Raw genomic sequence first — 12,578 nt, 5'->3', positions numbered from 1 at the left:
ACCCCGTTCCTTTTTTGTATATTAGTTCTTCCAAACAAAAACCATTGCTATGAACACGCCTACAGGAATAGGTATGATCTACAACATCGCGTTGGATCCTTATTTCGACCTATACCCGCATACCCTCGACTATATAGAGCTTACGCCCGATATCCTGATCCAGGACCAGGGACCGGGACAGCCGGGACGGTTTTTACAGGTGGCCAAAGAATGGGAAATGATCCGTGGCCTGGCGCAACGTTGGCCCCTGGTAGCCCACCACATAGGCTTCTCGCTGGGCTCGGCCGATTACTTCGATAAGGAATACCTCGACAATGTGCTGCAGCTGCACGACGAATTCGGCTTTCACTGGCATAGTGATCACCTTTCTTATTCGAAATTGATACAGGGTGATGACCCGGAATACAATACCTGCCTGGCCCTTCCTGTACCCTACGATAAGGAATCGCTGGACATGATCGCCGCCAAGATACGGTTGATCAAAGAGCAGGTGGGCACGCCTTTCTTCATCGAGAACAATGTGTACTTTGCCGAAATACCGGATGAGGAGCTGACCGAACCCGAATTCCTCAAAAACCTGTGCCAGGAGGCTGGCTGCGGCCTGCTGCTGGACCTGCACAATGTCTATGTCAATAGCCGCAACTTCAACTTCGACCCTTTCACTTTCGTCGATGCGCTCGATCTTGGTACCGTGCAGGAGATCCATATCGCCGGTGGCAATGAAGCCGGTGGCATGTACCTCGATTCGCACTCCGGTGCTGTTCCTGAAGAAGTATGGCAAATGCTGGATCATGTGCTGCCCCGTTGTACCCAGATCAGGGGTATTACCTTCGAGGTCGATGAATCCTATATTCCCGAAATAGGATTTGAGAGCGTCGCCAACCAGCTCAATAAAGCTAGGAACATCTGGAATAAACACAAAACACCGCAACATGTCGCTTAAGTCGTTTCAGGAAGCCCTGGCCGAGATCATCTCCAGCCCCCTCATCGGCCAGGCCTATTATAAAGATCCCGCATCGCTGGAGCAGAAATACAGCCTTACAGAAAAAGAGCGGAACCGGCTACTGGGCATGATACAGCAGAAAAGCATGAAGGCCAATTACATGCTGTACCAGATGAACCGCCTCACGCCGCTCACTATGCTGATGAACTACACGCTGAAGATCATACACCCGCAACTGATGCCCCTGCTGCATGAGTTCTGGAAAGCTTATCCCAGAACATCTTTCCAGTTCAAGGACGAGATCGGCTTCTTCAGCGATTTCCTTAAAAAGAAGATCGCCGCAGGTCAGCTGGACATGCCCTTCCTGGAAGATGTGCTGAATATCGACGATGCGCTCAACGACATTCGTTTTGACAAGGATGAGACCAGCTATGTCAACGATGATTTTTTCACCCTGCATCCGCTTGCGCGGGTAGTGCATCTTACTTATGATGCTACTGCCCTGGTGGAAGCCATGGTCACCTACGATGCTGCGCAGCCTGCGCCCGATGTGCCCGTAGCACCGGGATATTATGTGCTGTATTATAGCGGCAGGCTCCGCTGCTACCCTGTCGATGCCGCCACAGCCGAGGCCTTGCTCGAACGACGGGCAGTCGAAGACATTCCCGAAGAGCTGGTGGATGATGAAATTTTGATCTGACGATGCGACAGGGGAACAGCCACAAAGCCTCCTGCTACCCGGAGACGGGAAAAGATGCCTTATTAAACAATACGACAATTTAATTACCTTTGCATCCTTCAAAAAAAGGATCACCGCAAATGTTTGATAATCTCAGTGAACGGCTCGACTCGGCGTTTAAGCTTCTTAAAGGCGAAGGACGCATTTCAGAGATCAATGTAGCCACCACCGTAAAAGAAATACGCCGCGCATTGGTCGATGCCGACGTGAACTATAAGATTGCCAAGGAATTTACCGATAAGGTAAAAGATAAGGCCCTGGGTGAAAAAGTGCTGACCGCCGTTTCTCCCGGTCAGCTCATGGTCAAGATCGTGAAAGACGAGCTGGCCGAGCTGATGGGCGGTACAGAGGTAGAGCTGGACCTTTCTACCAAACCCACCATCATTCTTATCGCGGGCCTGCAAGGTTCCGGTAAAACGACTTTCTCCGGCAAGCTGGCCAATTACCTCAACAGCAAAAAGCACAAAAAGCCGCTGCTCGTGGCAGGCGACGTCTATCGTCCGGCAGCGATTAACCAGCTGCATGTGCTGGGCGAGCAGATCAAGGTGCCGGTGTACAGCGAGCCTGAGAACAAAGATGTAGTACAGATCGCACAAAACGCCATCGCAAAGGCGAAGCAGGATGGTAACGGCGTGGTGATCATCGATACGGCCGGCCGCCTGGCGGTAGATGAGGCCATGATGACCGAGGTCGCCAACCTCAAGGCTGCAGTGCAACCCGCGGAGATCCTTTTCGTGGTAGACTCCATGACCGGCCAGGATGCCGTTAATACGGCCAAGGCCTTTAACGACCGCCTCGACTTTACCGGCGTGGTGCTCACCAAGCTCGACGGCGATACCCGCGGCGGTGCGGCACTATCGATCAAATACACGGTCGATAAGCCCATCAAGTTTGTGAGCATGGGCGAGAAGCTCGATACGCTCGATGTGTTCTATCCCGAGCGTATGGCGCAGCGTATCCTGGGCATGGGCGATATTATCTCCCTGGTAGAACGTGCGCAGGATCAATTCGACGAAGAAGAAGCTAAAAAGATAGAGAAGAAGATCAGGGCCAATAAATTTGACTTTGAAGACTTTAAAACCCAGCTGGGCCAGATCAAAAAGATGGGTAATATCAAAGACCTGCTGGCCATGATACCCGGTGTGGGCAAAGCGATTAAGGATATCGACATCAGCGACGACGCCTTCAAGGGGATAGAAGCTATGATCGATTCGATGACACCTGACGAGCGACGTAATCCCGATATTATTACCCCCGCCCGCCGCAAACGCATTGCTACAGGCGCCGGCAAGGATATCGCCGAAATGAATGCCTTTATGAAGCAGTTTGAGCAAATGCGCGGCATGATGAAGCAGATGAACAAATTCAAGGGCATGGGCGGTATGGGTATGCCGGGTATGGGTATGCCTAACCTATTTAGCGGCAAGCGCTAAAAGCAGGCGTGATGGCGCCATTCGCGCCTGTAACCAACTTTTTCATTACCAAAAGCGATTGTCTCCTGGCAATCGCTTTTTCAATGTCGCTATGCTTATAAAAGCCTGTGAACAAGCCTGCAATGCTTATCTATAGTGATTTTATTGATACCATTGTTGCACTAATTAGTGAATGACAGTTCAGTAAATTACCTACATTTGTCCCGTTTTTAAAAAAATAACGCAACAATGAAAGAAGTAGTTATCGTATCCGCAGTACGGACGCCTATTGGCAGCTGGGGCGGCTCTCTGAAGGATTTTTCGGCCACACAGCTAGGCGCTATAGCGATTAAAGGTGCTTTGGAAAGAATTAAACTGGACCCTAAGGAAGTAGACGACGTATTGATGGGTGCGGTAATGCAGGCTAATCTCGGACAGGCTCCGGCCCGCCAGGCAGCTAAATTTGCCGGCCTGCCCGATGATGTGAATTGCACCACGGTAAATAAAGTGTGCGCGAGCGGTATGAAAGCGATCACCCAGGGCGCGCAGTCCATTATGCTGGGCGATGCCGAAGTAGTGGTTGCTGGCGGTATGGAAAGCATGAGCAATGTGCCTTTTTACAGTCCCAACCTGCGCTGGGGCAGCAAATACGGTGATGTGAAGCTGATAGATGGTCTGGCCAAAGACGGCCTGACCGATGTTTATCATAATTATGCCATGGGCAATGCCGCAGAAAATACGGCTGCCGAAATGAAGATCAGCCGCGAGGACCAGGACGCTTTTGCGATCCAGAGCTACCAGCGCAGCCAGGCTTCCGTAAACGAAGGCCGTTTTGCCAACGAGATCGTACCGGTTGAGATACCTCAGCGTAAAGGTGATCCGGTTGTTTTTGCTAAAGACGAAGAGCCCTTCAACGTGAAATTCGATAAGATCCCCACATTGAATTCTGCCTTTGTAAAAGGTGGTTCCGTAACCGCTGCCAATGCCTCTACGATGAACGATGGCGCGGCTGCTGTGGTACTCATGAGCCGTGAAAAGGCCGAAGCCCTGGGTCTGAAGCCCCTGGCCGTGATTCGCGGTTATGCCGATGCAGAGCAAGCGCCTGAATGGTTCACCACTTCTCCTTCAAAAGCCGTTCCTAAGGCTGTAGCCAAGGCCGGTCTGAAGATGGAAGAAGTTGAATATTTTGAGCTCAACGAAGCCTTCAGCGTAGTAGGCCTGGCCAACTGCGAGCTGATGAAGCTGAAGCCGGAGCAGGTGAATGTGAACGGCGGCGCTGTTTCCCTGGGCCATCCCCTGGGCGCCAGCGGGGCCCGTATTATCGTTACACTATTGAATGTGCTGGAACAAAAGAACGCTAAGATCGGCGCTGCAGGCATCTGCAACGGCGGTGGCGGCGCCAGCGCTGTCGTGATCGAAAGACTGTAATCGTCAACATCTGATATAGATACGAAAGCTGCCTTTTGAAGGGCAGCTTTCGTTGTTAACGGCGATCAATGCCCGTCAGTTATGCCCACCCTGCTTTTGCGGATATGATACACCATCATGCGGATTTATATTGCTTTGAGGCATATCTCAAAGGAACACCATTGCGGCAGAGCGGCCTGCTATCTTTGCCCTAATGAAGCGTTACAAGCATAAGCCATACAACCGCAGCATTTTATCTTTGCATCAAATCGGCCACCATTAGCTGAAACACGGAAGCCATCGTTTATATTTGCCCCAATTTTGAACCAAAACCTCCCCTATCTATGCAATTTTTGCTCCCTATCGCCCTGCTGGGCGCGCTGCTTCACGTCCATTCCGCCACCGCCCAGGAATACTCAGCCAACCGCTGGAGGGAAACGAGCCGCTTAAACACCGACAAACAGGAAGTCCATTTTACCGATACCGTATGGCTCAATACCACCGACCGGCAAATGATCGACGTCGTGATCGGTGGCTACGCCTATCGCGGTACGGTAGCCGGCGATTCCCTCGACATTAAAAAGCGGACCTTTTATGTAGAAAAAAATGAGCCGGAAGAGATACGGCTGCAATTTGGTAAGCTGACCCATATCTTTACCCGTGCCCTGAAAGATATGACCGGCGCCGATGTCGAAGTATTTGCTTCGGAGAACAGCATCCCTGCCGGGCCCGTTACGAAGATCAACGCAAAGCAGCTCCCGGGTGTGTGGCGCTTATACAAAAAGACACTGCGCGAAGGCGCCACTGCGGAGCTCAGCAAGATCCAGTATCCTAAAAAGCTCCACATCTACAGCAAGCCCCTGAAAGGTATTCGCGGCACATTGCTTACGGTCAACAATCTCGAGTACAAGATAAAAGAGTTCAAAGGATCTGAGATCAGGGTGCTCACCACCCTCAACCAGCCGCAAAGCTTTAAAGTGCTGAAGCAAAGCCCTGCCGAGCTCTTGCTGGAAGATGAGCACAATGCCATCTATTTTTTCAAGAAATACTGACAACCCCTGTTGGTCAGCGGCCCGGCGGCTGTAGCTGATACATCTGCCGGGCTATTCTGGCCTCAATCCGACAACCCGGCGATCACATTGATCGTGAGTGCTACGATAACGGTATTGAAGGCGAACGCCATAAGACTGTGTAACAAAGCCAGGCGACGCAGGCGGCGGGCGCTGATGGCCACATCCGACACCTGGAAGGTCATACCGAGCACGAAGGAGAAGTAAGCAAAATCCAGAAAATCGGGTAGCTGATCGCCCGGAAAGTCCAGTCCTCCCGCATGCCGGCTCTTGTCTTCCTCATGATCGGCGTAGTAAATATGGGCATACCGGCCGGCAAATACCGTATGGACCAAAGCCCAGGACAGGATCATACCGGCAAAAGCAATAACCAGGGAAAGGATGGCCGCCTCTCCGCCCGCCTTACGGTTAAGGACCAGCAATACCACCGCCATGAAAGCCGCCAGGGTGGCTACAAGGGCAATGATAAAGACGACAATGCGGCCTTCATCCTGGCTGCGGGCCTCCTTCCTTATTTCCCGCGGTGCTATGGTGAAAAATGTGATCCAGTTCAAGGCCAGGAAACAGGCACAGAAAGTATCCCAGGATGCCAGGAAATGCAGCAGTATGCGTTGCGGATAAAGCATCAGCAGGCCGTAGCAGGCTACGCCTGCGAAGAGGCTGATGATCAGCTTTTTGACGGCGCTAAGCCGGTTAATCGGGGACATGCGGACGAATTGTAATCCCAAGGTAATCATTTTGGGGAATACGCGGAATTGCTGAAATAGTTTCTTATATTTGCCGCTTCCAATAATGACATAACGGTAAATGAATATCATATTCCTATTAACGCTTGCATATTTGATCGGGTCAATTCCTACCGCAGTTTGGGTGAGTAAACGGATTTATGGATTAGATATCAGAGATCATGGCAGCGGGAATGCGGGTGCTACCAATACGTTCAGGGTATTGGGCAAAAAGGCAGGCATCGGCGTGATGCTGGTCGACATGCTGAAAGGTTTTGCCGCAGTATATCTTTCTTACCTTTCCATGCACAGTCCGGGCTCCGAGCAAATGACCAATCTGCAGGTTGGGCTGGGACTTTGCGCCGTAGTAGGCCATATATTCCCTATCTGGGCCGGCTTCAGGGGCGGCAAGGGTATTGCCACCCTTTTTGGTATGATCCTGGCGATACACCCTATCGTTGCCGGGAGCCTGGTGATTGTATTCCTGGTGATGCTGTTCCTCACACGCTATGTATCGCTGAGCTCGATGGTCGCCAGCGTAGCCTTCCCGGTGCTTATCCTGTTCATCTTTAAAGACAAAGCACCCGAGATGTCCTATAAGCTCTTTGCCATAGCCACGGCCTGTATGGTGGTGCTCACGCATCATAAGAATATCAGCAGACTTATCGCCGGTAATGAAAGCAAGGTAAAACTGATCAAACGTGACAAATAGGTTGTTTATTTTACACCCTGTATCGAGATACGATAAAAAAGCTTTCCCCTGGGAAAGCTTTTTTCTTAATGACCATCCTTATAGCTAAGTAGCCAGGCTCTTTAGGGAGCAGGCTTTATTGCCTTTTGCAGCAATTATCCCATTGCTCATAGGCTTTTGCATTTCCTTTCAGTCCGTCGGCATCGAAACCAGCTTCCGTAATGGCCGTCCTTATTTGTTCCGGCGTGGTTTTGGCAGCATTATATACTATGTCCACGGTTTCACTCCTGACGTCAAGGTCCATCCGCTTTACGCCTTTAACCTTGTATATGGCATTTTCCAGGCGTTTGCCACAGCTTTCGCACTGCTGGCAATGGTCGCAGTAGATAGAGGCCTTAACCTTGATCTTCGCCGTCTTATTTTCGGCCCGGGCCGAATAGGCAAAACAAAAAATACCGGCAAGAAGGATTAATTTTTTCATATGTTGGGTTCAAATATCTCCCAAGATAGTCAGAACGTGGGAGACAACAAAAAATACCAGCGCTTCAATGCATGATTGCCGCCGTTTTGGACGCTGCGCCATCCTGTTACCTATTGTTTATACACTGGTTTCATTTATTTTTCTTACTTTGGCTCTGTCCTATCCCTTTATTTTGAACCTATATACTGCTCAAAATGTTGACAGTCCGGCAAAACATGGCAAAATGAAGCGCAACAACCTTTTATTCACCGCTGCCTTATCAGGCCTTCTCGTGCTTCCGGCGCTGGAAAGCTGCTATAAGAATCCCGTTACCGGCCGTTCTTCCCTTAACCTGGTCGACGACGGCACCATCAATAGCCTTTCCGCCCAGCAATACAGCACCTTCCTGACCCAGAACAAGCCCATAGGCGGCAATGATGCCGAAATGGTAAAGCGCGTAGGCAATAAGCTGGCTACCGCCATTAATCAGTATTTTGCAGGCAAAGGACAAAGCAAAGTGCTGGCCGGCTATAAATGGGAATTTAACCTGGTTAACTCCAAGGAAGTAAATGCCTGGTGCATGCCTGGTGGTAAAGTGGTGGTCTACTCGGGCATATTACCGGTCACCAAAACAGAGGCAGGCCTGGCGGTGGTCATGGGACACGAGATTGCCCACGCGATTGCCAAGCACGGTGCCGAGCGCATGAGCCAGGGGCTGGTGCAGCAGCTTGGCGGTGTCGCAGTGGCTGTAGCCGTATCGAGCAAGCCTGCCGAAACTCAGGCGCTCTACACCTCGGCTTATGGAGTGGCATCCAATGTTGGCGGCATCCTCCCCTTTTCCCGGAAGCATGAGAGCGAGGCCGATGAAATGGGACTTATCTTTATGGCCATGGCCGGCTACGATCCCAATGAAGCAGTAAGCTTCTGGCAGCGCATGGCAGCCCAGGGCGGCGCCAAACCACCAGAGATGCTGAGCACACATCCCAGCGACCAAACCCGCATCAACAGTATCAAAAGTCAGATACCGAAAGCGATGCAGTACTATAAAAAACCATAACCTTGTGCACCCTTTTTTTAAAGTTTCACCTGTAAAAAGAGTATTAAGCTACCTGATACCGGTTACCATTGCCAGCACCCCGGGCAGCAAAAATAAATTTCTCGAATTCATACTTTACCGCAACCAGTGGCAACTGGCTACGGAAGAAGCCTTATACTCCGATGGCACCCGCTACCAGCCCTTTCGCATCGCTTTCCGGAACGTTCCCAAAGACAAGCTCACAGCCTTATCGCATTGCCTTATATTGGGTACGGGCCTGGGCAGCATTGCCCAGATATTGAAGGAAAAATACAAGCACAACCCCAGGTTTACCCTGGTGGAATATGACGAGCAGATCCTCAAATGGGCACTGGAAAACCTTTCGGCCCTGGGCGTTCATAACCTCGACCCGCATTGCATCAACGCAGCCGATTTTGTAAAGAAAGACAAAGGGCAATACGATCTGCTATGCATCGATATTTTCAACGGACGCGAGGTGCCTTCACTCTTTACCGAAAAGGAATTCCTGGTGCAAACCAGGCGCTTGCTGAAGCCAGGCGGCATCTGGATCATGAATTATATCGTCAACGATGAAGTGGAGCTGTACCAGTACCTCAGCAATGTCAAAAGCATTTTCAGCGATGTGGATGTGATCGAAAAAGAGCAGAACCGCATCCTGATTGTGAGAGGTTGAGTATTGAGAGGTTGAGTATTGAGTATTGAGTATTGGGTATTGAGTATTGGGTATTGGGTATTGAGTAGTGAGTATTGGGTATTGAGATACTTTGATACTTGATACCTGATACCTGACTTAAATACACACGAAAAAAGCGCCCTGTGCAGGACGCTCTTTTTCCATTTCTTATGTTGTCTGTTTGTTTTTTTGTTGGGGGGGTATGCTATCCAAGATAAGATTTCAGCAGCTTGCAACGATTGGTCGTACGTAGTTTGGTGATGGCCTTGTCCTTGATCTGCCGCACTCTTTCACGGGTGAGCCCGAAGCGTTCGCCAATATCTTCAAGAGATACGGGATGCTCCACACCGATACCGAAATACAAGGTGAGCACATCGCGCTGGCGGTCGGTAAGGGTGCTGAGCGAGCGCGCCACTTCCATGCGTAGTGAATCGCTGTGCTCGATCTCGCGATCGGCCTTCAGCGCGTTGGCATTTTCCAGCACATCCAGCAAAGTGTTGTCCTCGCCGTCGATAAAGGGGGCGTCCATGCTCACATGGCGAGCCGCCACTCCCAATGTTGTTTCCACTTCTTCCAGTCCGATCTCCAATAGGCTAGCCAGCTCCTCTGAAGAAGGTTCGCGCTCGTATTCCTGCTCCAACATAGAATACGCTTTGCTGATCTTGTTGGTCAGTCCTACTTTATTGAGCGGCAGACGCACGATACGGCTTTGTTCAGCCAGCGCCTGCAATATCGATTGGCGTATCCACCATACGGCGTAAGAAATAAATTTAAAACCACGTGTCTCGTCAAAGCGTTGCGCTGCTTTGATCAGCCCCAGATTGCCTTCATTGATCAGGTCGCTTAACGACAGGCCCTGGTTTTGGTATTGCTTTGCTACAGAGACCACGAAACGTAAATTGGCATTCGTCAATTTCTCCAATGCTTTCTGATCACCCTGCTTGATTCTTATTGCAAGTTGAACCTCCTCTTCCGGAGTAATAAGGTCAACCTTACCGATTTCCTGGAGGTATTTTTCCAATGACTGGCTCTCCCGGTTGGTAATTGACTTTGTGATTTTCAATTGACGCATTGACATGAGTGTGTGTAAATTTTTGGTTACAAATGAGATAATTTTTATCGATTAACAATTAGGCAACATGTAAACAAAGCTAAGGATTCGGCGCTACGAATCCAAAAAAAATTAAACAAACATTAACACGCATTAGGCAAGGGTTTCAAGCCGTTTATAAATGAGAATAAAATAAAAAAAGGAAAATGCTTTGATTATTCTGGGCTTTTTCTATTATTGCAACACGATGAATCACCAAGATCGCTTTATTATATGAAGAGTAAAAAATCAATGTTTACGGTTGAGTTCCCTATCAGATGCTCCCCTACAATACTCTACGAATTTCTTTCTACTCCAAACGGCTTACAGGAATGGTTTGCAGACAAAGTGGATCAAAGGGAGGATACTTTCTTTTTCAGCTGGAACAATGCTACTGATGAAGCGGACCGGGTCAGTTTTGAAGAGAATGAATTTGTACGTTATCGCTGGGAATACTATGATGACGAGGAATTTTTCGAATTCAGGATCGCGCAAAGCCCTGTAACGAACGAGACCATTTTACAGATCACCGACTTTGCAGACAAAGGCGAGATCAAAGACCAGCAACAGCTGTGGAACACACAGATCAACGACCTGAAACACCGGATAGGCAGTTGAGCTAAAGCACCAGATACTAAAAACGCTTCGGCCACGTTAAAAGATAGAGAAAGCTGTCCTTAACCCGGACAGCTTCTTTTTTCCCATTGCTGAGAAGCGTTTTTTCCCGGAAGCATAGTTTTCGTGCGACCTTTAAGGCAGCTTCTTTATTTTTGCAGCGCCGGACGATACTTGACGGCCTATTGTTTCCCGATGAATGTACGCCTGAAAAAACTGGACCTACTGATACTGCGCAGCTTCATGGGCCCCTTTGTGGTAACCTTCTTCATTGTCTTGTTCACACTGGCCATGCAGTTCTATTGGCTGTATATGGATGAGCTGATCGGCAAGGGTTTTGGTGTGCTCATGACCATGCAGCTAATGCTGTACATGTCCACTACCCTCTTCCCTATTGCCCTGCCCCTGGGTATCCTGCTGGCTTCCATCATGACCTTCGGCAGCCTGGGGGAGAACTTTGAGCTGGTGGCTATTAAATCGGCCGGGATATCGCTGTACCGTTTCATGCGGCCGCTGATCATATTTATCGGTATCATCTCGGTACTGGCCTTCTTCTTCAATAACTATGTGATACCGGTCACCAACCTCAAATCCTATTCCCTGCTGTACGATATGCGCAACCAGAAGCCTGCTATGAACATACGCGAGGGTTTCTTCAACAAAGACATCGATGGCTTTGCGATAAGGGTGGGTAAAAAAGAAAAGGACGGACAAACCATCCACGATATCGTGATCTATGACCACACATCAGGCCGGGGCAGCGACAAACTGGTGCTGGCCAGGAATGGCCGTATGTATCCTTCTAAAGATAAGCGCTACCTCATATTTGAGCTGATCGACGGTTGCCGCTATGAAGAAGACAACACCAAGAACAACCACGCGCAGACCCGCATGGAATTCGGCAAATGGTATAAAGTGTTCGATCTTTCCAAGTTTGCCTTTAGCCGTACCAAAGAAGAGCTTTTTAAGGGCAACAATGAGATGATGAACGTAAGCCAGCTGAACGACAATATCGACAGCATGAACAAGAAGCTGGACTTATCGGCCAAAGACCTCGACCGCTATCTCGATCCGTACTTTTCGCTCTACCAGAAACGCAAGGAAGATTCGCTTACCTTCCGGCGCGTGAGCAAAGGCGAAGGCAAGATCAGCAGCTATAAACGAAGCTTCTTCGACCTTGTGCCCGACTCTTCCCGCAGGCGGGTGATCCAGACCACAGAATCCAATGTCAGGAGCATGCAGCGCCTGGTAACGATCGTTTCCAGCGATGTGAAGCTTCGCAAAGAGAGCATCAATCAATTTGAGATCGCCTGGCATAAAAAGTACACGCTCTCGTTTGCCTGTATGCTGTTGTTCCTTATTGGCGCACCGCTCGGGGCTATTATCCGGAAGGGCGGGCTGGGTATGCCTGTAATTATTGCCATTGCCTTTTTCATTATCTACTTTATCATTTCAAGTACCGGGGAAAAGCTGGCACAGCAAAGCGCCGTAGCGCCCTGGTACGGTATGTGGCTGGCCACCGGCGTGTTGCTGCCCATAGCCTTCGTGATTATGGCCGCCGCGCGCAACGATTCGGGCCTGTTCAACAAAGAATGGTACCAGAGAGGCTGGCTTAAATTTAAAACCTTCCTGGGCGGGCTTACAGGAAGAAAGAAAAACAAAACGGCGGCCTGAGCCGCAACAGCGAAACCCATGC

Annotated in this window: 13 protein-coding genes; 10 read left to right on the top strand and 3 right to left on the bottom strand. The window is 49.8% G+C overall.

Annotated elements, in window-relative coordinates:
* Positions 1-49: 49 nt before the first annotated feature.
* The 5 genes from DZK30_RS03230 to DZK30_RS03210 all read left to right on the top strand — a co-directional run bounded on the left by DZK30_RS03230 (position 50) and on the right by DZK30_RS03210 (position 5,553).
* Positions 50-943: a DUF692 domain-containing protein gene (locus DZK30_RS03230; RefSeq protein ID WP_118972629.1), complete on the top strand. Its 894-nt coding sequence runs from the start codon at positions 50-52 to the stop codon at positions 941-943.
* Positions 933-1,643, top strand: a complete 711-nt coding sequence (locus tag DZK30_RS03225; RefSeq protein WP_118972628.1) for a hypothetical protein — start codon at positions 933-935, stop codon at positions 1,641-1,643. The genes DZK30_RS03230 and DZK30_RS03225 overlap by 11 nt, the downstream gene beginning before the upstream one ends.
* Positions 1,644-1,762: 119 nt before the next feature.
* Entirely contained in the window at positions 1,763-3,115 is a 1,353-nt protein-coding gene (gene ffh, locus DZK30_RS03220; RefSeq protein WP_118972627.1) for a signal recognition particle protein, read from the top strand.
* 228 nt (positions 3,116-3,343) lie between these two features.
* A complete protein-coding gene (locus tag DZK30_RS03215) occupies positions 3,344-4,522 on the top strand; it encodes an acetyl-CoA C-acyltransferase (RefSeq protein ID WP_118972626.1) in 1,179 nt (392 codons plus the stop codon).
* A gap of 323 nt (positions 4,523-4,845) precedes the next feature.
* Positions 4,846-5,553 carry a hypothetical protein gene (locus DZK30_RS03210; RefSeq protein ID WP_118972625.1) on the top strand — a complete coding sequence of 236 codons (708 nt, stop codon included), beginning with the start codon at positions 4,846-4,848 and terminating at the stop codon, positions 5,551-5,553.
* A 62-nt stretch (positions 5,554-5,615) separates the two neighbouring features.
* On the opposite strand, the gene DZK30_RS03205 is transcribed toward DZK30_RS03210, so the two are convergent.
* Positions 5,616-6,278 carry a DUF1345 domain-containing protein gene (locus DZK30_RS03205; RefSeq protein WP_118973386.1) on the bottom strand — a complete coding sequence of 221 codons (663 nt, stop codon included), beginning with the start codon at positions 6,276-6,278 and terminating at the stop codon, positions 5,616-5,618.
* Positions 6,279-6,378: 100 nt separating this feature from the next.
* Between DZK30_RS03205 and plsY the strand changes: the two genes are divergently transcribed.
* Positions 6,379-7,008, top strand: a complete 630-nt coding sequence (plsY, locus tag DZK30_RS03200) for a glycerol-3-phosphate 1-O-acyltransferase PlsY (protein ID WP_118972624.1) — start codon at positions 6,379-6,381, stop codon at positions 7,006-7,008.
* 115 nt (positions 7,009-7,123) lie between these two features.
* On the opposite strand, the gene DZK30_RS03195 is transcribed toward plsY, so the two are convergent.
* Complete coding sequence (locus DZK30_RS03195; protein WP_118972623.1) at positions 7,124-7,468, bottom strand: heavy-metal-associated domain-containing protein; 345 nt, start codon at positions 7,466-7,468, stop codon at positions 7,124-7,126.
* Positions 7,469-7,691: 223 nt separating this feature from the next.
* Between DZK30_RS03195 and DZK30_RS03190 the strand changes: the two genes are divergently transcribed.
* Complete coding sequence (locus DZK30_RS03190) at positions 7,692-8,504, top strand: M48 family metallopeptidase (RefSeq protein ID WP_118973385.1); 813 nt, start codon at positions 7,692-7,694, stop codon at positions 8,502-8,504.
* Positions 8,505-8,508: 4 nt separating this feature from the next.
* Entirely contained in the window at positions 8,509-9,177 is a 669-nt protein-coding gene (locus DZK30_RS03185) for a spermidine synthase (RefSeq protein WP_162902801.1), read from the top strand.
* A 205-nt stretch (positions 9,178-9,382) separates the two neighbouring features.
* Here the strand turns inward: DZK30_RS03185 and DZK30_RS03180 are convergent, their stop codons facing one another.
* The gene (locus tag DZK30_RS03180) at positions 9,383-10,249 is read right to left on the bottom strand and encodes a sigma-70 family RNA polymerase sigma factor (protein WP_118951172.1); all 867 of its coding nucleotides are present in this window, start codon (positions 10,247-10,249) and stop codon (positions 9,383-9,385) included.
* A 270-nt stretch (positions 10,250-10,519) separates the two neighbouring features.
* On the opposite strand from DZK30_RS03180, the gene DZK30_RS03175 reads away from it, so the two are divergent.
* Together DZK30_RS03175 and DZK30_RS03170 are read left to right on the top strand one after the other, a co-directional pair.
* On the top strand, positions 10,520-10,885 hold the full coding sequence (locus tag DZK30_RS03175; protein WP_240432845.1) for an START-like domain-containing protein: 366 nt from the start codon (positions 10,520-10,522) through the stop codon (positions 10,883-10,885).
* 192 nt (positions 10,886-11,077) lie between these two features.
* Positions 11,078-12,556: an LptF/LptG family permease gene (locus tag DZK30_RS03170; protein ID WP_118972620.1), complete on the top strand. Its 1,479-nt coding sequence runs from the start codon at positions 11,078-11,080 to the stop codon at positions 12,554-12,556.
* Positions 12,557-12,578: the final 22 nt, after the last annotated feature.

The organism is Taibaiella koreensis, assembly GCF_003545715.1.
Taxonomy (GTDB): domain Bacteria; phylum Bacteroidota; class Bacteroidia; order Chitinophagales; family Chitinophagaceae; genus Taibaiella; species Taibaiella koreensis.
Note: the sequence above shows the minus strand (reverse complement) of the source record. Positions and strands in the feature narration are given on the sequence as shown.